Source organism: Photobacterium leiognathi (genome assembly GCF_030685535.1).
Lineage (GTDB): Bacteria > Pseudomonadota > Gammaproteobacteria > Enterobacterales > Vibrionaceae > Photobacterium > Photobacterium leiognathi.
In genome coordinates, this window is the sequence record NZ_CP131601.1 from 2824477 (window position 1) to 2847163 (window position 22687).

19 protein-coding genes and 1 pseudogene are annotated in these 22687 nt (G+C 43.3%); 10 read left to right on the forward strand and 10 right to left on the reverse strand.

Annotated features, from left to right (window positions below):
• Positions 1–18 precede the first annotated feature (18 nt).
• The 4 genes from Q7674_RS19735 (at position 19) to Q7674_RS19750 (ending at position 4953) form a co-directional block, all read left to right on the forward strand.
• Entirely contained in the window at positions 19–471 is a 453-nt protein-coding gene (locus tag Q7674_RS19735) for a DNA polymerase III subunit chi (RefSeq protein WP_008989767.1), read from the forward strand.
• A 29-nt stretch (positions 472–500) separates the two neighbouring features.
• On the forward strand, positions 501–3362 hold the full coding sequence (locus tag Q7674_RS19740) for a valine--tRNA ligase (protein ID WP_045063578.1): 2862 nt from the start codon (positions 501–503) through the stop codon (positions 3360–3362).
• A 179-nt stretch (positions 3363–3541) separates the two neighbouring features.
• Positions 3542–3958 carry a DUF2061 domain-containing protein gene (locus tag Q7674_RS19745; protein WP_045063577.1) on the forward strand — a complete coding sequence of 139 codons (417 nt, stop codon included), beginning with the start codon at positions 3542–3544 and terminating at the stop codon, positions 3956–3958.
• An 89-nt stretch (positions 3959–4047) separates the two neighbouring features.
• Positions 4048–4953 carry a bifunctional helix-turn-helix transcriptional regulator/GNAT family N-acetyltransferase gene (locus Q7674_RS19750; RefSeq protein WP_045063575.1) on the forward strand — a complete coding sequence of 302 codons (906 nt, stop codon included), beginning with the start codon at positions 4048–4050 and terminating at the stop codon, positions 4951–4953.
• Positions 4954–5040: 87 nt separating this feature from the next.
• Here Q7674_RS19750 and Q7674_RS19755 read toward each other — a convergent pair.
• Positions 5041–7473, reverse strand: a pseudogene (locus Q7674_RS19755) (beta-mannosidase).
• Positions 7474–7668: 195 nt separating this feature from the next.
• Entirely contained in the window at positions 7669–8067 is a 399-nt protein-coding gene (rraB, locus tag Q7674_RS19760) for a ribonuclease E inhibitor RraB (RefSeq protein WP_008989772.1), read from the reverse strand.
• Positions 8068–8372: 305 nt separating this feature from the next.
• Between rraB and Q7674_RS19765 the strand changes: the two genes are divergently transcribed.
• From Q7674_RS19765 to Q7674_RS19785, 5 genes are all read left to right on the forward strand, one after another.
• Entirely contained in the window at positions 8373–9383 is a 1011-nt protein-coding gene (locus tag Q7674_RS19765; protein WP_045063573.1) for an ornithine carbamoyltransferase, read from the forward strand.
• A gap of 276 nt (positions 9384–9659) precedes the next feature.
• Positions 9660–10589: an aspartate carbamoyltransferase gene (gene pyrB, locus Q7674_RS19770; protein ID WP_008989774.1), complete on the forward strand. Its 930-nt coding sequence runs from the start codon at positions 9660–9662 to the stop codon at positions 10587–10589.
• Positions 10590–10604: 15 nt separating this feature from the next.
• Positions 10605–11072, forward strand: a complete 468-nt coding sequence (pyrI, locus tag Q7674_RS19775) for an aspartate carbamoyltransferase regulatory subunit (protein ID WP_008989775.1) — start codon at positions 10605–10607, stop codon at positions 11070–11072.
• Between the two features lie 325 nt (positions 11073–11397).
• A complete protein-coding gene (locus Q7674_RS19780) occupies positions 11398–11835 on the forward strand; it encodes an arginine repressor (protein WP_045063612.1) in 438 nt (145 codons plus the stop codon).
• A 153-nt stretch (positions 11836–11988) separates the two neighbouring features.
• A complete protein-coding gene (locus Q7674_RS19785; protein ID WP_053987200.1) occupies positions 11989–12375 on the forward strand; it encodes a Rid family detoxifying hydrolase in 387 nt (128 codons plus the stop codon).
• Between the two features lie 109 nt (positions 12376–12484).
• Here the strand turns inward: Q7674_RS19785 and idi are convergent, their stop codons facing one another.
• From idi to nudF, 8 genes are all read right to left on the reverse strand, one after another.
• A complete protein-coding gene (gene idi, locus Q7674_RS19790) occupies positions 12485–13009 on the reverse strand; it encodes an isopentenyl-diphosphate Delta-isomerase (protein WP_045063571.1) in 525 nt (174 codons plus the stop codon).
• A 118-nt stretch (positions 13010–13127) separates the two neighbouring features.
• Positions 13128–13856 (reverse strand): 1-acylglycerol-3-phosphate O-acyltransferase, encoded by a 729-nt coding sequence (locus tag Q7674_RS19795; protein WP_008989779.1) that lies wholly within the window; start codon positions 13854–13856, stop codon positions 13128–13130.
• 173 nt (positions 13857–14029) lie between these two features.
• Complete coding sequence (gene parC / locus Q7674_RS19800; RefSeq protein WP_045063570.1) at positions 14030–16309, reverse strand: DNA topoisomerase IV subunit A; 2280 nt, start codon at positions 16307–16309, stop codon at positions 14030–14032.
• Positions 16310–16384: 75 nt separating this feature from the next.
• The gene (gene parE, locus Q7674_RS19805) at positions 16385–18268 is read right to left on the reverse strand and encodes a DNA topoisomerase IV subunit B (protein ID WP_305423185.1); all 1884 of its coding nucleotides are present in this window, start codon (positions 18266–18268) and stop codon (positions 16385–16387) included.
• 217 nt (positions 18269–18485) lie between these two features.
• Positions 18486–19067 (reverse strand): esterase YqiA, encoded by a 582-nt coding sequence (gene yqiA, locus Q7674_RS19810; protein ID WP_045063568.1) that lies wholly within the window; start codon positions 19065–19067, stop codon positions 18486–18488.
• Positions 19067–19891: a 3',5'-cyclic-AMP phosphodiesterase gene (cpdA, locus tag Q7674_RS19815; RefSeq protein ID WP_045063566.1), complete on the reverse strand. Its 825-nt coding sequence runs from the start codon at positions 19889–19891 to the stop codon at positions 19067–19069. The genes yqiA and cpdA overlap by 1 nt, the downstream gene beginning before the upstream one ends.
• Positions 19892–19929: 38 nt before the next feature.
• A complete protein-coding gene (locus Q7674_RS19820) occupies positions 19930–20322 on the reverse strand; it encodes a DUF1249 domain-containing protein (RefSeq protein WP_045063610.1) in 393 nt (130 codons plus the stop codon).
• 74 nt (positions 20323–20396) lie between these two features.
• Positions 20397–21020 carry an ADP-ribose diphosphatase gene (nudF, locus tag Q7674_RS19825; RefSeq protein WP_045063565.1) on the reverse strand — a complete coding sequence of 208 codons (624 nt, stop codon included), beginning with the start codon at positions 21018–21020 and terminating at the stop codon, positions 20397–20399.
• 317 nt (positions 21021–21337) lie between these two features.
• Here nudF and tolC point away from each other — a divergent pair, with 317 nt between their 5' ends.
• Positions 21338–22627, forward strand: coding sequence for an outer membrane channel protein TolC (tolC, locus tag Q7674_RS19830; RefSeq protein WP_045063563.1), 1290 nt, complete (start codon positions 21338–21340; stop codon positions 22625–22627).
• The last annotated feature ends 60 nt before the right edge of the window (positions 22628–22687 follow it).

Here is a 22687-nt window from a genome sequence, read left to right on the forward strand (position 1 = left end):
TCTTTAGGAACAAAAACCATGACTCATGCTACGTTTTATATAATCGATGATAAGCAAGAAAGTGCTGATACAGATTTTCAGTGCCATTTTGCCTGTCATCTAGCAGCCATGAGTTACCGACAAGGCAATAAAGTTTATCTTCTTGCCGCAAATAAACAGCAAGCAGAACAAATAGATGAATATCTATGGCAACAAGATCCCGACAGTTTTGTTCCTCACAATCTCGTCGGTGAAGGCCCTAATGGTGGCTCTCCCGTTGAGATTGGCTGGGCAACATTGCGTCATACAGGGCATCGTGCCACGCTAATTAATTTAGCGGAAACTGCACCAAATTTTGCCGTAACCTTTGCACAAGTGGTAGACTTCGTTCCTTGCGACGAAAAGCTCAAGCAGTTAGCGCGCGAGCGTTACAAGGCATATCGCCTTGCAGGCATTCAAATTACGACTGCCGCTGCTACTGAGACGCCCTAAATTCCACATAGATTCCTTCTAAGAGCGCTATGGAAAAGACATACAACCCACAATCAATTGAACAAGCGCTATATCAGCGCTGGGAAGAGGCTGGTTACTTTAAGCCTCATGGTGATACATCTAAAGATGCTTACAGCATTATGATCCCACCACCAAACGTCACTGGTAGCCTACACATGGGCCACGCGTTCCAGGATACCATCATGGATACCCTGATCCGTTGTGAGCGTATGAAAGGTAAAAACACCTTATGGCAGGTTGGTACTGACCACGCAGGTATTGCTACCCAAATGGTTGTGGAGCGTAAGATTGCTGCTGAAGAAGGCAAAACTAAGCACGACTACGGTCGTGATGCTTTCATCGACAAGATCTGGGAATGGAAAGGCGAATCTGGTGGCACAATCACTAAACAGCTTCGTCGTCTTGGTGCATCAGTAGACTGGGATCGTGAGCGCTTCACGATGGATGATGGTCTATCAAATGCCGTACAAGAAGTATTCGTTCGTTTATACGAAGACGATCTTATCTACCGCGGTAAGCGTCTAGTTAACTGGGATCCTAAGCTACACACTGCGATTTCAGATCTAGAAGTAGAAAATAAAGACACCAAAGGCCACATGTGGCACTTCCGCTACCCACTAGCAGATGGCGTGAAAACAGCAGACGGTAAAGACTACATCGTTGTTGCAACCACACGTCCTGAAACCATGCTAGGTGATACTGGTGTTGCTGTGAACCCAGAAGATCCACGTTACATGGATCTGATTGGTAAAGAGATCATTCTACCTATCGTAGGCCGTCGTATTACTATCGTTGGTGATGAACACGCTGACATGGAAAAAGGCACAGGTTGTGTGAAGATCACCCCTGCGCACGATTTCAACGACTACGAAGTAGGTAAGCGTCATAGCCTACCTATGATCAACATTCTAACTTTTGACGCTAACATTCGTGACGCGGCAGAAGTATTTAATACAAACGGTGAGCCAAGCGACGCATACAGCGCGGAGCTACCTGCGAAATACCACGGTATGGAGCGTTTCGCTGCACGTAAAGCTATCGTTGCTGAGTTCGATGAACTAGGTCTTCTAGAAGAGATCAAAGATCACGACCTACAAGTACCATACGGCGACCGTGGTGGCGTGGTTATCGAACCAATGCTAACTGACCAATGGTACGTACGTACTGCACCGCTGGCGAAACCTGCGGTAGAAGCGGTTGAAAACGGTGACATCAAATTTGTACCTAAGCAGTACGAAAACATGTACTTCTCTTGGATGCGTGACATTCAAGACTGGTGTATCTCTCGTCAACTTTGGTGGGGTCACCGCATCCCAGCATGGTACGACAACAACGGTAATGTTTACGTAGGTCGTACAGAAGAAGAAGTGCGTGCAAACAACAACCTTGCACCTGTTGTGGTTCTTCGCCAAGACGATGACGTATTAGATACATGGTTCTCTTCTGCACTATGGACATTCGGTACGCAAGGCTGGCCTGAAAACACTGCAGATCTTCAAACGTTCCACCCTTCAGATGTATTGGTGACAGGCTTTGACATCATCTTCTTCTGGGTTGCACGTATGATCATGATGACCATGCACTTCTGTAAAGATGAAGACGGCAAAGCTCAAGTACCATTCAAGACAGTTTACGTAACGGGTCTGATCCGTGATGAAAACGGCGATAAGATGTCTAAGTCTAAGGGTAACGTACTTGACCCAATCGACATGATCGACGGTATTGATCTTGAATCTCTGGTTGAGAAGCGCACTGGTAACATGATGCAGCCTCAACTTGCAGCGAAGATCGAAAAGAATACCCGTAAGACATTTGAAAATGGTATCGAACCATACGGTACAGACGCACTACGTTTCACCCTAGCAGCAATGGCTTCAACAGGCCGTGACATCAACTGGGATATGAAGCGTCTTGAAGGTTACCGTAACTTCTGTAACAAGCTATGGAACGCAAGCCGTTACGTACTGATGAACACAGAAGATCAAGATTGTGGTTTTGCTGCAGGTAGCGAGCTTGAATACTCTCTAGCTGATAAGTGGATCGAATCTCAGTTCGAGCTAGCAGCAAAAGAATTCAACGCACATATCGACAACTTCCGTCTAGATATGGCAGCGAATACGCTATACGAATTCATCTGGAACCAATTCTGTGACTGGTACCTAGAGCTGACTAAACCAGTTCTATGGAAAGGCTCTGAAGCACAACAACGTGCAACGCGCCGTACCCTAATCACAGTCCTTGAGAAGACACTACGTCTTGCTCACCCAGTACTACCTTACATCACTGAAACTATCTGGCAGAGCGTGAAGCCGCTAGTAGACGGTGTTGAAGGTGACACTATCATGCTACAAGCTCTACCTCAGTACGATGAAAACAACTTCGACGCTGAAGCTCTAGCTGATATCGAGTGGGTGAAAGGCTTTATCACTAGTATCCGTAACCTACGTGCGGAATACGATATTGCGCCAAGCAAACCACTTGACGTAATGCTAAAAGCGGCTGATGAAAAAGATGCAGCACGCCTTGAAGCTAACCGTACAGTGCTAATGTCGCTAGCAAAACTAGAGTCACTAAACGTACTAGAAGCTGGCGCAGAAACACCAGCATGTGCAACAGCACTGGTAGCGAAATCTGAGCTAATGATCCCAATGGCAGGCCTAATCAATAAAGATGCAGAGCTTGCACGTCTAGCGAAAGAAATCGCCAAGACTGAGGGTGAAATCAAGCGTATCGAAGGTAAGCTAGGTAACGAAGGTTTCGTTGCTAAAGCGCCAGAAGCAGTTATCGCTAAAGAGCGTGAGAAGCTTGAAGGCTACCAAGAAGCACTTGCTAAACTTGCTGAGCAAAAAGAAACTATCGCTGCGCTATAATCTGCACCAATAATTTCTATTGATAAAAACCGATGGCTTAGGCTGTCGGTTTTTTTATATCTCCAATTTGCTACCTTGGAATAGATAATAGCTTTTACCTATTAGTAGAATATAAATTAACGAATTTAGTTATTGATGTTTTTTCATGATAATGACTTCATCGAATTGAGGATCAGATTATGAAAAAGACAATCAGTTTTGCCGCCATCCATTTTACTGTTGCTTTTACAGTGGCTTACCTTCTTACAGGCGACATTATTATTGGTAGTTTAATCGCAATGATCGAGCCTATGGTTAACACCGTAGCCTTCTATTTCCATGAAAAAGTATGGCAAAGCAAAACACTTAAACAGTCACGCTTTAGCACACCAATTCGTAAAACTGTTAGCTTTGCCATTGTTCATTTCAGCGTTGCATTTAGCGTAGTGTACTTACTAACTGGCGACGTTCTTATTGGTAGCTTAATGGCAATGATTGAGCCTGCGATTAATACCATGGCCTACTACTTCCATGAGCGTGTGTGGCAACGTAAAGACAATAGCCAAGAAGAGAAACACCAACACACATGGTTAGACGCAATGGCTTGTCAGCACTAATATCAGCATCATTACCATAAGTTAGGTTGACATTGTTGTAGGCTGCAACTAATTTAATTGCGTAGTGCAATTACACTCAAGGATGGATCATGCAGCCACAACAACTTCGTCAACTCTCTCGGCAATTAGTCCGTCAATTAGGCATGCTCAATAGCCAATGTGGACAACTCGCCTTAACCCCAGTGCAAGCACATACCTTGATTGAACTTGAGCAAGGCCCTTGCACAGTCAATCAAATGGCTGAGCGACTACGAGTTGATAAATCCAATGCCAGCCGTAATCTTGCTATGTTGCTCAATCAAGGACTTATTGATTCAGTCCCAAATCCTGACGACAAACGTAGCCAACTGTCTCAACTTACCTCAAATGGTAAACGCACTCTCACCGCCTTGCACCACCAACTCGATCAAGATACCCAAGCGATTTTAGATCAGCTTGATCAAGACGAAATCGACCAACTCGAAAGTAGTTTGCTCCGTTACTACAAAGCGCTAACGATCACAGAACATCAACAAGGTTATACGATAAGAGCAATCACACCGCTGGATAATGCCGCCGTTGCAGCGCTTATTCGTCGGGTATCAGCAGAATATGGATTAACACCTGATAAAGGTTTTAGTGTTGCCGATCCCCACCTTGATGATCTGTGTCAGCACTACCAAACAGCGAATAGCCGCTATTGGGTGATAGAAAAAAATAATCGGATTTTAGGCTGTGGTGGAATCGCACCGTTAGCGGGTGATACACAGTGGAGTGAGCTACAAAAAGTCTTTTTCTTACCCGAACTCAGAGGCAAAGGACTCGCACGAACACTGACCGTTAAAGCGTTAAAGTTTGCCAGAGAAAACGGCTTTAAAGGCTGCTATTTAGAAACCACAGAAGTATTAAAAGAAGCAGTGAAACTCTATCAATCTCTGGGCTTCGTTGATATTCCTACCGCATTAGGCAGTACCGGGCATGATGCTTGTGAAATTCACATGCTAAAAACCTTCTAACCCGTTATTAAGGTGTAAGGTTAAGATAATAAAAAAGCCTGCGGAGAGTGACTCAGCAGGCTTTATATTTCTCACAAGTAGTATGAATTAATAACTTTGTTTTAGGTGATAAACACGTAAACCTTGCACTAATTCATCAACACTTGCAGAGCCGATGTATTTCACTTGACGTTGGTGCTCAGGGACAAGAGTGAAACTTGAATCTTCAAAACGCCCTTCCCCTTCAAACTCAAGATGGACATAGAAAGCAGGCTTACTGCTACTTAGCATCACAAAGATCTCACCATGTAACTCTGCTACCTCAAAGCGCAGATCAGGATCTTCTAATTCACACTCTTTCGGCTTGGCTGGGAAGTAGGTATTTTCAATTAACTTCTCGCCATTACGTAAATGTACATGGAAGAAACCTTCTGTCTCGTGTCCCTCAAGATCTTCATTCAACCACTCCCACGTCACTTTCGTGCTATCTGGGTTTAAGAACTCTGAAATCGGTTCACGATATAAGATCTCACCTGCCCAACTTTGCCATACTACTTCACCTTTCAGCTCGGCACTGTCACGACCATCGTTGATCAAATGCAGTTTCACCCCTTGTTCATCACGAATAAAGGTCGCCATTTGCTGATCAAAGAAACGACGCACATGGTAATGCAACTGCTTCCAACGACCACTGTATTCCAGTGATGACCATGAACTTACTGACCAACAATCATTTAATTGCCAGTATAAAATGCCACGGTTCGTTGGCTTATGAGCACGCCAGTATTCCACTGCAGTTTTGATCGCCATCGCCTGTTGTACCTGCGATAAGTACAGCATATTAACGAAACCATTAGGAAAGCGGAAATAGCGGGTAAACATCTCAGTGATGATTGAGTTACCACGGCTGTTTTTCTGGTGACACTCAAAACTTGGTGAGGTGATGTTCCAGTCTTGCTCTGGTGCAAACGTCTTCACTGTAGGCAGAGATGACTATGATTGAAAGCCAAACTCAGAGCAGAAACGTGGAGTAACACTTTGGTACGCTTCTAAGTCTTTACCTGAATGCCACACATCCCAAAAATGCATATCACCACGTTTATCGTCATGCCAAGCATCACCAAAATCTAACTCACCGTTACATGGCGAACTCGCCCAGAAACGACGAGAAGGATCTTCTTGCTCAACCACTTCAGCTAATGCGCGATTTAAGCGATCGTAGTTCACCAAGTATTTCTCACGATTTTGACGAGACTCTGGGTACCAGCTGATTGCACCGATTACTTCGTTATCACCACACCATAGCGCAAGGCTGGCGTGATCTTTTAGACGACGCACCTGATATTCCACTTCTTGACGCACTTCTGCCACAAAGTCAGGGGTTGATGGATATAGCGCACAGGCAAACATAAGATCTTGCCATACTAAGATCCCAAGCTCATCACATAGCTCATAGAAGATGTCTTTTTCATACATGCCACCACCCCATACGCGTAGCATGTTCATATTGGCGGCAACCGCATCTTCTAACAGTGAACGGTAACGTTCATCAGTCATACGCGCAGGCATCGCATCCATTGGGATCCAGTTTGCACCACGAGCTGAAATATCAACATCGTTCACTTTAAAGACCATACTTTGGCCTAGCTCATCATCTTCAGTGATCAACTCAAGCTTACGCAGACCGATCTTCTTGTCGATCTTACTACCATCGGCTTCAATTTTAAGATCGTATAGGCGTTGTTTACCGTAACCTGCAGGCCACCAGCGACGAGGCTCAACAATACGGAATAACACACAAGCTTTGGTTGCATCACGATCAAGCGTTAACTGGAAGGTTTGATCATCAAACGTGACGGCAGCTGTCGCTAAACCTTTATCTGACACCACTTCATAGTTAAGCGTAACGGAAAGCTCACACTCTTGCTCTAACCATTTTTGCTTAGTACTGATATGACTAATACGAACATGCTCAATTGGCTGTAATTCAATATCGCCATATACCCCTAATACAGATAAACAAATACCCCAGTCCCAACCCGCATGACATTGGGTTTTACGCAAGGTATTCATATGTGGAATTTGGTTGTTTCCTTCCGCCCATGGCACTGGAAATGGCAATTTATCAGCACGCTTTTTAGCAGCAAGATCGGCACGATGTAATACGATTTCAATACGGTTACTGCCTACTTGCAGACAACTTAATACATCTACTTTGTGGCGCATAAACATATTATTGAAATCAGCCACGGTGTGACCGTTTAAACGAATTTCAGCCACGGTATCAAGGTGATCCATCACTAAATCCATCGCATTACAGGCTAACTGTGCTTCGGTTAAGTCGAACTGTCGACTTACGATCCAGTCGCATTCCCCAACCCATTGGACTTTCTTTTCATTAGTTGCCCAGTAAGGATCCGGGATCTCACCTGCAGCAAAAAGTGCAGAATGAACATCACCTGGTAAATCAATATGCAGATCTTGTAAAGCCGCTCGCTGAACACAGGTTAATTGCCATTGACCATTAAGCGAAATTGTCATCATAACTCCAGCACTGAGTACACTCAGTAAGCTTGATAATAAAAAAGGTATATCTACGCAGTTTTTCAATAACACACTGTGATCATTATTAAAATTTGATCATTAAGCAGAATAAAAAGTGCGAGTCCCCACAGCTAAAAGGCGAAAAAGCCAGCAAAAATGCTAGCTTTTTTATTATTCGTCTATTTTTAACGATTATTCTTCGTCGTCGTACTCTTCATCATCGTCTTCACCAGACTCGAAGTAAGTACCCCAACCGTCGTAATCGATCTTGTGTTTTTCAGCAAGTTTGATCAACTTCTCAGCTTGTTCATCGATCAATTCAGCTTTTAGTGCCGATTCCATTACCGCGTCAAAGCAAACAACCTTACCGCCGCCATCTTCTGGATCTAACTCAAGCTCTTCAGCTTCTAGTACTTCAAAACCAAGTTTAAATGCTTCTACAGCTGCACCTTCTAGCTCTTCAAATGTATCAGCTGAAAAATGGTGCTCAATCGTATAAAGAGCATCTGGCTCACTGCCATCTTCAAGTAGTGCGGCAATAATTTCGCGCGTTTCTTCTTTTTGCTCTTCGATTAGTTCTGCATAAGACATGGGTTCACTCCAACTGTGGAATCAATTTGCTGGCAAATATCGCATGGTTTGCACTCAATTACCACCTGTTAAAACACCACCACTGACAATTCCCTAAATAGCCTTTGTTATCCCACTGTGTTGGACTGCCTATAAGCCATGCTCAAGCTCAATTAAAGTAAATAAAATTGCTTAATAAGCGAACAAGTATTCACAACAAGCTAATAATAAGATAAACATAACGTAACATTATTAAATATCGAGCACCTAGGGATGACAGGTCGCATTCGATGTAAAGCAGCATAAAATGAACAGAGGGAACTCGTATGGCTTTTAATCTTCGTAACCGTAACTTCCTTAAATTACTCGATTTTACTCCTCGTGAAATTCAACACCTGCTCGAACTCTCCGCTGAATTAAAGAAAGCGAAATATAATGGCTATGAACAGCCACGCCTGACGGGAAAAAATATTGCGCTCATTTTTGAAAAAGCGTCAACGCGTACCCGTTGTGCATTTGAAGTGGCAGCATTCGATCAAGGCGCACGCGTTACATATTTAGGCCCATCGGGCTCACAAATTGGTCACAAAGAATCGATGAAAGACACCGCGCGCGTATTGGGTCGTATGTACGATGGCATTGAATACCGTGGATTTGGTCAGTCTGTGGTTGAAGAGCTAGGGCTATACGCTGGAGTACCAGTCTGGAATGGCTTAACCGATGAATTCCACCCGACTCAAATTCTGGCAGACTTCTTAACTATGCAAGAGCATGGACGTGGCAAACAGCTTCATGAAATCACCTTTGCTTATTTAGGCGATGCACGCAATAACATGGGTAACTCGCTACTTGTCGGTGCGGCAAAAATGGGGATGGATATTCGCCTTGTGGCGCCAAAAGCATTTTGGCCTGAAGCAGAGCTAGTCGCACAATGCCAAGCCATAGCAGCTGAAACAGGGGCGAAAATTACCCTAACAGAGAACGTGCAAGAAGGTGTGCAAGGCTGTGACTTCCTATATACCGATGTGTGGGTATCAATGGGTGAAGCAAAAGAAGCATGGGCCGAGCGTATTAAGCTGATGCTACCGTATCAAGTCAATATGGCGCTGCTCAAAGCAACAGGCAACCCAAATGTGAAATTCATGCACTGTTTACCCGCTTTCCATGGTGAAGACACGGTGATTGGTAAAGAGTTAGCACAAGAATATCCAGAGCTTGCACAGGGTATTGAAGTCACTGATGAAGTGATTGAGTCTAAACATTCCATTGTTTTTGATGAAGCAGAAAACCGTATGCACACCATCAAAGCTGTTATGGTGGCAACATTAGGTCACTAATAACGATAGACAATTGATAGTTTTAGCAAACGCTTGCGTCACTAAAAAATGGCGGTATAATCCTTGCCAATTTGTCTAACACGAGCTAACAAATGAACCTGACAATAACGTTACTAACAACTTATCGTCACCGCTTTTTCACGAAGGTTCGTGTTTCTATTTTTTCAAAAAAAGCCTCCTTTTGTTAAGGAGGCTTTTTTTTGTCTGGAAATCGGCAAATAGCACGGTTTGACCGTTTATTAGCGTTATTTATTTTTATTTTGAGGGAAAGACGCCATGGCTAATTCGCTGTTTAAAAAGCATATTATTTCCATCCCAGAACTAAGCCGCGCCGAGCTTGAACTAATTATCCAAACCGCTGGACAATTAAAAGCCGAGCCAAATCCGGAATTGCTAAAAAACAAAGTTATCGCAAGTTGCTTCTTTGAGCCTTCAACCCGTACTCGCCTTTCCTTTGAAACTGCTGTTCAACGCCTTGGCGGTACAGTGGTAGGTTTTGATACCGCAGGCAATACTTCGCTTGCCAATAAAGGTGAAACCCTGTCTGATTCCGTTCAAGTGATCACCTCTTATGTTGATGCCTTTGTCATGCGCCACCCTCAAGAAGGTGCAGCACGTTTAGCCTCTGAGTTCTCAAATGGTACGCCTGTGATCAATGGCGGTGATGGGGCAAACCAACACCCAACACAAACCCTGTTAGATTTATTCACCATCTATGAAACCCAAGGTACGCTAGATAATATCAACATCGCTTTTGTCGGTGATTTGAAATACGGTCGTACCGTGCACTCTTTAACACAAGCACTATCTAAGTTTGATAACGTGAAGTTCTTCTTTATTGCACCTGAAGTACTCGCAATGCCTGACTATATTTGTGAAGAATTAGATGACGCAGGTATCGCTTACAGCTTGCATAGCGATATGGAAGATGTGATCCCAGAGCTCGATATCCTTTACATGACTCGCGTCCAAAAAGAGCGCTTTGACGAATCTGAGTACGCACATATGAAAGCAGCTTACATCTTAACGGCGAAGATGCTTGAAGGTGCACGTGACAACTTAAAAGTGCTTCACCCTCTGCCACGTGTTGATGAAATTACGGTAGATGTCGATAAAACCAAGCATGCTTACTTCTTCCAGCAAGCAGAGAACGGTGTTTACGCACGTCAGGCACTATTAGCCCTAGTTCTTAACGAAACTTTATAAGCAGGAGCGATGATCATGTCTAAAGAAACCCAACTTAAAGTTGAAGCCATCAAAAACGGCACTGTTATCGACCATATTCCTGCTCACGTAGGCATCAAGGTACTAAAACTGTTTAGCATGGATAATTCAAACCAACGTGTGACTATTGGTCTGAATTTGCCTTCGTCTGCACTTGGTGCAAAAGATCTGATCAAGATCGAAAACGTCTTTATCAATGAAGATCAAGCGAACCAGCTGGCGTTATACGCACCGAAAGCAACAGTCAATCAAATTGAAAACTATGAAGTGGTGAAGAAACTAAACTTATCACTGCCAGATTTTATCAGTGCGGTATTTAAGTGCCCGAACACGAACTGTATTTCACACGGTGAGCCTGTCGATAGTGGTTTTAAAGTATTAACCAAAAAAGCGGACATTCAGCTGAAATGTAAATACTGCGAAAAAGTCTTCTCCCGCGAAATCGTGACCGAGTGCGGCGCTTAACCTCAGTCAATTCTTTTGCCTGCTATGACCGCCATAGCAGGCAATTAATCACATATCATCAACGAGCTTGCTACACAGTCAAAACCTATCTGAAAGTTGATATTAACATTATACATCAATACGTTATGCTAATCACCGTTTAGTGATAACCATCAAGTTTCTTATTCTCCTTAATTGATATTATTTTATTCCCTAAAAGCATTCCCTTTCTTTTGCTTTGCGTCTTACTAGCACAGCCGCACCCAATAACAATAAATATAAGGAGCTGTCCGTGACTGGACATGAATTCCCTAACGCTATTTCCTGTCATTTCAACGATGAAGATATGACTGTTGCCTGTAAACGGCTGTTACAAAAACAAAGTTTTTCCACTCAAGATGATATTCGCCATTCATTAGTTGAGCTTGGCTTTGAAGATATTAGTCAATCTACGGTGTCACGTCTTTTGGCAAAGCTTAAAATCATTAAAGTACCCAATGCTTACGGCAAAAGAGTTTACTGCTTAACCGAAAGTACAGAGCCTGCACACCTGCACGCTGCAATTTCATCGCAAATAGAATCAGTTACCCATAATCAGCTACTCGTGGTGGTAAAAACACGTCCAGGTTGCGCACAACTGGTTGCTAGGATCATCGATCTCCATCCTCATACTACGGTTTTAGGCACCATTGCTGGTAATGACACCATCATGGTTGCACCTCACGATATTCAGCAGATCGGAGAATGTGAAGCCGCGGTCTGTCAGTGCCTAGGCTTAAGATAAAAACCTCGATTACAGCTTGAATATCTCTTACTTTGTCCCCATAACTGTAACAATATCGGTGGCATGCTTAGCATGAATCCACTGTTTGCCTATATTTGCTCACGTTGTATTTACAGCGAATGAGCACAACCTGACAATAAGTAAGGAAAAACAATGACTAAGGTTCTTCACACAGAGCAAGCTCCTGCTGCAATCGGTCCATACGTACAAGGTGTTGATCTTGGCAACATGGTACTAACTTCAGGTCAGATCCCTGTAAATCCAACAACAGGTGAAGTGCCTGAAGATATCGCTGCACAAGCACGTCAATCTTTAGATAACGTTAAAGCTGTTGTTGAATCTTCAGGTCTACAAGTTTCAGACATCGTGAAAATGACGGTTTTCGTTAAAGATCTTAACGATTTCGCAGCAGTTAACGAAGTTTACGGTAACTTCTTCGACGAGCACAATGCACCATACCCAGCACGTTCTTGTGTTGAAGTTGCGCGTCTACCAAAAGATGTGAAAATCGAGATCGAAGCTATCGCTGTTCGTAAATAATCTCGTATTGATGGTGCGCGATTAAACTCATCTGCACCATAAAACAGAGATAAAAAAAGCTGCCATGGTGAACGCCTTGGCAGCTTTTTTATTGTGCGCTATTGATGGCTTATTTAATTGCAAAAGCAAATACTTGGCTAAACCATGCAGTAAATAACTCAGGCTGTGATACTAAAGCTTGCTTAATATCTTCTTCTTTCCACCAGCGATAATCCATCACTTCCTCAGGATTAGGTACAACGCTGATCTCACTAGCATCAGCGACTAAGACATGATCAAGTTCATGCTCAAACAGTTGGTTATCAAGCGTTGCGTGATAGCAAAAGTGACCAATATCGGTCAATGCGTTCACATCAGTGATCCCCATTTCTTCAGCTAATCGACGAATACCCGCTTGCTCTATCGATTCATGTTGACGAGGGTGAGAGCAACAAGTATTAGTCCACAAACCACCGCTGTGATATTTGTGCATTGCACGTTGTTGTAGCAAATATTCTCGACCTGAAGGGGTATTACGGTACAACAGCACCGAAAAGGCCAAGTGCAACGCGCCCTCTTTATGCGCTGCCATTTTTTCTTGCAAGCCTTGGAATTCACCTTGGCTATCAACCAAGATCACATACTCTTCCGTCATTATTCTTTTTCTTCTGTTAGCTATGATTCCCTGTATCTTCAGGGTAATAAAATAAAACAAGGACATGTCATCAACATGTCCTTGTTCATTAAAACTTGGTGTTCTCTATTATTATATTTTAGCGCTTGTTACGCTCATTCGCTTCAGCATTTAGCTCGGCTAACTTCTCTGCCATTAAATCATGACAACGAGTTGATAAGCTGCGAACATCATCTTTGCTTAAGCCATCCGTTGAAACAGGCTTCATTACTTCGACGATAACGACACCATTGTCCCAACGATTTAAGCTTACATTATCAGTAGAGCTACAAACGATAGGCACAACAGGAACATTAGCACCGATAGCTGCATGGAAGGCGCCTGTTTTAAATGGCAATAAGCCACGACCACGCGAACGAGTACCTTCAGGGAACATCCACACTGATACTTTATTTTGTTTGATCTTCTCAACCACTTGGCTAATGGTGCTCACAGCCTTACTGCGATTAGCACGATCAATTAAAATGTTACCTGTGATCCAATACAACTGACCGAATAAAGGGATCCACACAAGACTCTTTTTACCTACCGTCACGGTACGTGGCATGATCGCACCAGATACTGTGAATAAGTCGTAGTTATTCTGATGGTTAGCAATATATACCGCAGAGCCTAGCTCTTCAGCTGCATCATCGGCGTAACGGATCTCTAATTTGATCCCGAGTACGCGTGACATCTTGCTAAATAAGCGTCCAAACGTATAAACATGTTTAGGGTTACGTGGGCTTAATAAACAGTAACCACAGCCACCGATAAACATGACGATGGCAAAAATTGCGACAGCAAAAATCCGCAATAGAAAAATCATTTTAGCTCTCCTCAGCGTACAAGCGTTCGCTAGTATACTCAGCATAAGAGAAAATACACGCTTTATGTGTACGCTTTACCCATTAATTACAATAATGTTAATGGTAAAAACAGGGATAAATAACACAAAAAAAGCCCTCACAAGAGGGCTTTATCTATTCATAAACGCAATCTTTAAGCGTCAGTATCTGAGTCAGAACTAGCGTCTTTTGGTGAGTCAATTTCCATACGTGTTACACGTTGTAAGCCACGTGGTAGCATTGAACCACGACGACCACGCTCACCACGGAAGTTATCTAAATCCGCAGGTTTTAAGCACAGCTTACGCTTACCTGCATGCAATGTGACATGAGTATCTGCACCAATCACCGCAAGATAAGACAAGAACTCTTCTCGAGCTTTAGCACGTGCCGATGGAATATTGATGATCTTGTTACCCTTACCTTTACCCAGCTTTGGTAAATCTTTAATCGGGAACAATAACATACGACCTTCATTAGTGATCGCTAAGATCTCGTCGCTATCAATATTATCAACAGGCTGAGGCGGTAATACAGCTGCATTTTCAGGTACGGTCAATAAGGCTTTACCGCTCTTATTCTTCGATACCATGTCCGTACTCTTACAGATGAAGCCGTAACCTGCATCCGATGCCATTAACCATAGTTGCTCATCTTCCGCCATCAACACTTGGCGCATATTTGTGCCCGGTGTTAAGTTCAAGCGACCTGTAATTGGCTCACCTTGGCTACGTGCTGACGGTAAACTATGAGATTCTAACGCATAGCTTCGACCATCAGATCCTAGGAAGATAGCAGGCTGATTACTCTTACCTCGAGCATGAGCAAGGTAGTTATCACCAGACTTGTAGCTTAACGTGGTTGGGTCAACCTCATGACCTTTCGCATGACGGATCCAGCCTTTATCAGACAGTACAACGGTGATCGCTTCACTTGGAATCAAGTCACGCTCAGTCAGTGCTTTGGCTTCTTCACGCTCAACAAGCGGTGAACGACGCTCATCACCGTACTTTTCAGCATCAGATAGAATTTCTTTTTTGATCAGGGTATTTAGACGACGCTCAGAGCCTAATAACTTCTCTAGCTGCTCACGCTCTTTAGAAAGTTCGTCTTGCTCACCACGGATCTTGATCTCTTCCAGTTTCGCTAACTGACGCAGTTTAATTTCTAAAATCGCATCGGCTTGAATCGCAGATAAATCAAAACGTGACATTAACTCGGCTTTTGGATCATCTTCACTACGGATGATTTCAATCACTTCATCAATGTTTAAGTAAGCAGCCAGTAAGCCTTCTAAAATGTGCAGACGCGCAATCACTTTGTCTAAACGGTATTGCAGACGACGACGCACAGTAGTACGACGGTACTCTAACCATTCAGCAATGATTTGTACTAAACCTTTTACTTGCGGACGACCATCAAGACCAAGCATGTTCAAGTTGGCACGAAAACTCTTTTCTAAATCTGTTGAAGCAAACAGGTGATTCATCAACTGCTCGCAATCAATACGATTAGAACGTGGCACAATCACGATACGAGTGGGATTTTCGTGATCAGATTCATCACGAAGATCTTCCACCATTGGCAATTTCTTCGCACGCATTTGGCTTGCGATTTGCTCAAGTAATTTCGCACCGGATGTTTGGTGTGGCAGCGCAGTAATAACGATATCACCGCTCTCTTTATGCCAAACCGCACGCATTTTAATGCTGCCACGACCGCTCTTGTAGACTTTCTTTAAGTCTGCTTTCGAAGTAATGATTTCCGCTTCTGTTGGGTAATCAGGACCTTGAACAAATTCCATCAGCGCATCAAGATCCGCTTTTGGATTATCAATCATATGTACTGCCGCATTTGCCACTTCACGGGCATTATGCGGTGGGATATCTGTCGCCATACCAACGGCAATACCCGTCACGCCATTAAGCAAAATATGCGGCAGACGTGCTGGCAACATTTTTGGCTCTTGCATGGTACCGTCAAAGTTCGGAACCCAATCAGCCGTACCTTGACCTAGCTCAGAAAGCAGCACTTCAGAAAAACGAGACAAACGTGATTCGGTATAACGCATCGCCGCGAATGATTTCGGATCATCCGGAGCCCCCCAGTTACCTTGACCGTCAACCAGTGGGTAGCGGTAAGAGAACGGCTGCGCCATCAATACCATGGCTTCATAACAAGCTGAATCACCGTGTGGGTGGTATTTACCTAGTACGTCACCGACGGTACGAGCAGATTTTTTATATTTTGCTGTCGCACTTAAACCCAGTTCTGACATCGCATAAACAATACGACGTTGTACTGGTTTTAAACCATCGCCGATAAACGGCAAGGCACGATCCATGATCACGTACATGGAGTAATTTAAATAAGCGTCTTCAGTAAACTTCCTTAGCGGAAGCTGTTCAACGCCATCCATTGAGACATCTGTCATCGTAAGATAATCCGTCTTTAATTTTGCTTATCCGCAAGCCATTGCCTGCGGATGAAATAGAGTAGAAAAAGCTGCTTATACTTCAGCCATATCGCCTTTGCTTTGTAACCAATGACGACGATCTTCGGCACGCTTTTTACCTAAAAGCATATCCATCATTTCGTTCGTTTCACTGTCATCATCAATGGTCAGCTGGACTAAGCGGCGAGTGTTTGGATCCATGGTCGTTTCACGCAGCTGCAGTGGGTTCATCTCACCCAGACCTTTAAATCGCTGTACGTTAACTTTGCCACGTTTGCCTTTTAGGCGATCTAAAATGCCGTTTTTCTCAGCTTCATCAAGGGCGTAGTACACTTCTTTACCCAAGTCGATACGATACAGTGGTGGCATTGCGATAAACACGTGACAAGCACGTACTAGCGCTTCAAAGTGCTTCATAAATAGCGCACAAAGTAGGGTTGCGATATGAAGACCATCGGAGTCCGCATCGGCAAGAACACAGATCTTACCGTAACGTAAGCCGCTTAAATCATCGCTATCCGGATCAATACCTAACGCTACCGAAATATCATGGACTTCTTGTGATGCCAGTACCTGATCTGCTGACACTTCCCATGTGTTTAGGATCTTACCGCGAAGTGGCATGATCGCTTGATACATACGATCACGTGCTTGTTTCGCAGAGCCACCTGCCGAGTCACCCTCTACTAGGAATAATTCGGTACGGTTAAGATCTTGTTGTGAACAGTCAGCCAATTTACCTGGCAGTGCAGGACCTGAAGCGATCTTCTTACGGACAACCTTTTTGCTGGCGCGCATACGACGATGGGCATTCGCAATACACACTTCAGCCAGTTGTTCAGCCAGTTGTGGGCGCTCGTTTAACCATAAGCTAAAGGCATCTTTCACCACACCTGAAACAAATGCAGCACATTGACGTGACGATAAACGCTCTTTGGTTTGGCCTGCAAATTGCGGATCTTGGATTTTTACTGATAGTACGTAAGCACAGCGATCCCAGATATCATCAGCAGTTAGCTTTACACCACGAGGTAATAAATTGCGGAATTCACAGAACTCACGCATCGCATCAAGCAAGCCCTGACGCAGACCATTAACGTGGGTACCACCTTGGGCGGTAGGAATAAGGTTAACGTAACTTTCAGTGATCAGTTCACCACCTTCAGGTAGCCACAATAGTGCCCAATCAGCCGCTTCCGTTTGTGCGCTAAATACGCCTGTAAATGGTTCTTCTGGCAGTAAGGTATAACCTTTAACACCTTCCGCAAGGTAATCTTTCAGGCCATCTTCGTAACACCAACGAATAGTTTCATCAGTGATTTTATTAGTGAAAACAATCTCTAAACCCGGGCATAGTACTGCCTTCGCTTTAAGATTGCTCTTAAGGCGAGATACTGAGAATTTTGCGCTATCGAAATATTTTGCATCCGGCCAGAAATGAACACGAGTACCTTTCGCACGACGACCACAAGTGCCAATCACTTCAAGTTCAGAAACTTTATCGCCGTTTTCAAAGGCAATTTGATAAACCTGACCATCACGTTTTACCGTGACTTCAACACGTTTAGAAAGGGCGTTTACTACCGAGATACCCACCCCGTGTAGACCACCAGAGAATTGGTAGTTTTTACCAGAGAATTTACCACCGGCGTGCAGCTTACATAAGATCAGCTCAACCCCTGATACCCCTTCTTCAGGGTGAATATCAACAGGCATACCACGACCATCATCGACGACTTCTAACGATTGATCGGCATGTAGGATCACTTCAACTTTGCGGGCATGTCCAGCCAATGCTTCATCGACACTGTTATCGATAACTTCTTGACCTAAATGGTTAGGTCTCGCCGTGTCGGTATACATACCTGGACGGCGACGTACTGGCTCAAGGCCATTAAGAACCTCAATGGCTCCAGCGTTATAGCTTTGATCTGTCATATCACTGAAATTTACGGGAAAATTTTGAAAATAATAGTCAGTAACCCAGCCTTATATGTCAAGTTATGGGAAACATTAAGGCTCACGACTGTGAGTTCTGACGCGCTTATCAATAAGCACCTCAGGGTAAATATGTTTTAGAAATACAAACAATGATAGAGAGTATATAGTGACTCTCGCCTGCTAGCGAATGCTAAACATGGCATTATTGTCGATGTTATAGATCTAAGAATTGGATGATGGCGGCAGGAAATCGTTCAAAATTAACGAAACTATGATCGCCATTAGGCTCAATAGTGAGCTTAGATTGTGCGTATTTGGTAACAGCTTGGCGATAATCTAGCACTTCATCGGCTTCTTGCAGTAATACCCACAAACGTTCTGGATAGGTTATCGTTTCCACATCAAGTTGCTGTAATTGTGCCATGTGCTCTGGCACTAACACATACTCTTCGCCGCTGTATGGGTTTTGCTGAGCCCCTAAATAATCAACTAGCAGCTCATAAGGTCTAACGGCAGGGTTTACTAGTACCGCAGGCACATCAAATCGTTCACTCAGCCATGTACACAAGTATCCACCGAGCGAACTACCTACTAAACCAACCTTGTTATCACCGCCTTTTAAGCTATCCATGAGCTGTGTTAAATACTCAGCAGCATCATTGGGGTAGCTTGGCAGTTGCGGCATCACTAACTGAATATCTGGGCGATGTGCCGCACAATACTCAGCCATTTGTAGCGCTTTTAACGATTGTGGCGAGCTATTAAAGCCATGTAGATAAACAAGAACAGATTGCATTAGTAGCCTGCTGCATCAAAGGTGGGTTTAAACTGATCACCTTCAAGGCGGTGAACATGAGTGATAACGTCGCCTTTCGGCGTTAATTCTAAATAACGCCAACCCGGATTTTCTTGGTCTAGCGCAAAATCATCAGAGTCCGGCAAAAATTGAATGCATGTTGATGGTGTCGCAAGTACTCGCACGCCGCGATACATGCGATCAAGCTCTTGGTGAATATGACCACAAAGGATAGCTTTAACTTGAGAATGCTTTTCAACCACTTCCCATAACGCATCATTGTTGTGTAATTGATGCTGATCGAGCCATGCACTGCCCGCAGGTAACGGATGATGATGCAATAACACTAATGCATGACGCTCAGGGTATTGTGATAAGGCGTTATCAAGTAGCGCTAACTGCGCTTGAGATAATTGACCATGTGGCACTCCAGCAACTTGGCTGTCCAATAGGATCATTTGCCAATGCTCGCCTACTAAAACTTGTTCACAAGGCTTAATCTGTTCTGATGGTAAAACAGATGCCATGGTTGGCTGATAATCGTGATTGCCCGGTAACCAAAAACAAGGCTGCGACCAACGGGCAATACCACCAGCAAATTCTTGATAAGACTCTGGCGTATGATCTTGAGAAATATCACCTGTTGCAACAATAGCATCAAATTCACGTGCAACCGTATCTACCGCATCTAACACGGCATGAAAACTCTTCTGTGTTGCCACCCCCAGTAATGAACCGGATTCATTGGCAAACAAATGGGTATCTGTAATTTGAAGAAGAACCACACTTTCTGGGTTCGTCTGAGGCAGCAAATAGGTCTGCAAAACGTCAAAAACCTTGTCTTTAAATCAATCAAATATAATTAGCAAACAGATTGGTTGCTGATCCCATGGCGTAAACAATGGTTTAACCAATCACCTAAAAAACGATTTACTTGATGTTTCTCATCTTTCTGATGCATTCGCAAGTTAGGATAATCATATATTGGCTTTAACCGAGAAATCTGCTGTGCAGAACACACTTCTGCGACTTTAGCGTCATGATAAAGCCTGATAGTTAACGAAGGGGAAAGATAATCAGCAACAGCTTGCTCCCCTTGTAACTCAAGAGAAATCATCGTGGTATAACGTGTCGACTCAATGATTTTTAGGCAGTACACATCATCACACACTCGATAAAACCTTTCATCACCCACCGCATCACTACGAGGCAATAACGGGAGCAACTTAGCATAATTGGTTTCGTACAAGCGCATCAAGCTTGATAAATCAACAGAGTACCGAGAATTCAAAGATAAAATCCTTTAGGTCATCACGACCTTTTATTTGCCTATTTTTGCAGGCGTGAATAGTTAAGCTGTAACCATTGTAATGCAATAATGGAAGCTGCATTTTCAATTTTACCAGATTCTACCCACTCATAGGCTTGTTCACGCGATACTACGTGTACTCGGATATCTTCACTTTCCTCAGCTAGGCCATGAATCCCACCTGCTTGCGTGCTATCCACAGTTCCAACAAAAATATCGAGCATTTCAGAACAACCACCAGAGCTTGATAAGTAACGTGTTACCTGTTCCAACTCGGCAACGATTAAGCCTGCTTCTTCCACTGCTTCACGCTTTACGACATCTTTAGCTGACTCATCTTGGTGATCGATCATCCCCGCAACAATTTCTAACTGCCAAGGTGCACAACCAGCGGCCATCGCCCCAACACGAAATTGTTCAATCAGCACCACTTCATCCGTGATAGGATCATAAGGCAACAATGCAGCCGCATGTCCTCGTTCAAACATTTCACGACTGATTTCACCACTCCAGCCACCAGCAAAAAGTTTATGCCGAAAACGGTATTTCACCATTTTAAAGAAACCTTGATAAACCGTTTCTTTAACTAGGATATCGACATCTTCCATACCGAATGATTGCGGTTTTTCTGAATGCTGAGACATGATGTTTCCCTAAATAAATTCAGTGTGCCAAGTCGCAATAATTAATTTACAGCCTAAAAAAGCAGAGAAGATTGACTATTTTTTCATTCAATTGCTTTATCAGCAATGATTTACTTCAACAAATTTGATAAACCTTACACCTTTTTTTAATCTCCGTGGTGTATTGTATAATTCGCAAGCAGCATAAATGAAAAATAAACCGTTTTATTTACGTAAATATTTGCAATGATCAGTTTCAAGCAAGGCAGGTTAAGGTAAACTGTCTCTATATTTTTATTTTGCACTCATTTTTGTCAGCAAGACCAGGAAAGGCATCCATGAAAAAATTGCTTCCAATCGTTATCAGCCTTGCATTTGGCTCACTCAGTCAATCAGCATTTGCTGATGATCTCGCACAAATTTATCAGCAAGCGAAACAAAATGATCCACAACTGCTAAAAGCCGCGGCAGATAAAGATGCAGCCTTTGAAGCAATTAATTCATCTCGTAGTACCTTGCTACCACAAATCAACTTAACGGCGGGCTACAATACTTTCCATCTTGATGCAAAGAACAAACAAGACGGTTTTAATGCGGGTGTTGCTTTAACTCAAGAAATTTACAATCGTTCAAGCTGGATTAACTTAGATATTTCAGAAAAAGAGGCTCGCCAAAGTGATGCTGCTTATGCTGTACAACAACAAGGTTTGATCCTTCGCGTTTCAGAAGCATACTTCAACGTGCTAAAAGCAAAAGATGATTTAAAATTCGTAGAAGCTGAAAAAGCAGCGGTAGGTCGTCAGCTAGAGCAAGTAAAACAACGCTTTGAAGTGGGTCTATCTGCCATTACTGACGTCCATGATGCTCAAGCACAATACGATAGCGTACTTGCTAACGTGATCATCAAAGAAAACGAAGTGGCGAATAGCTACGAAGCACTACGTGAAATCACAGGTCAAGATTACACATCAATTGACACTCTAAACACTAAGACATTTGCAGCAAGTAAATTACCACAATCTGCAGATTCTTTAGTGAAAACAGCACAAACAGAGAACCTAACCCTATTAGCTTCTCGTATTGGTCAAGATGTTGCTCGTGATAAGATTTCTCTTGCTGATTCAGGTCACCTACCAACGTTATCTTTTGAATCAGGCTATAGCTACGATAAAACAGCAATGCCTGCAGTTGATGAAGGTACTTTAACTGCTGGTATTAAAATGAACCTCCCTGTTTACAACGGCGGTAATACAACATCGCAAGTTAAACAGGCTCAATACAGTTATGTTGCTGCAAGCGAAGAGCTTGAAGGCCAATACCGTACTGTTGTAAAAAATGTACGTAACTACTACAACAACATCAATGCACAAATTGGTGCTATTCACGCTTACCAACAGTCTGTGATTTCTGCAAAATCTGCATTAGAAGCAACAGAAGCAGGTTTCGATGTAGGTACACGTACCATTGTTGACGTACTAGACTCAACTCGTCGTCTATACCAGGCAAATAGCCAATTAGCGAATGCACGTTACGATTACATTCTTGCTCAACTACAGCTAAAACAAGCCGTAGGTACGCTAAGTGAGCAAGATATCGTTGATATCAACAAAGGCTTAGTACAAAACTAATACTTTGTTTAACCAACACGAAAAACAAAAAAGCGCCTCTCGGCGCTTTTTTATTATCTG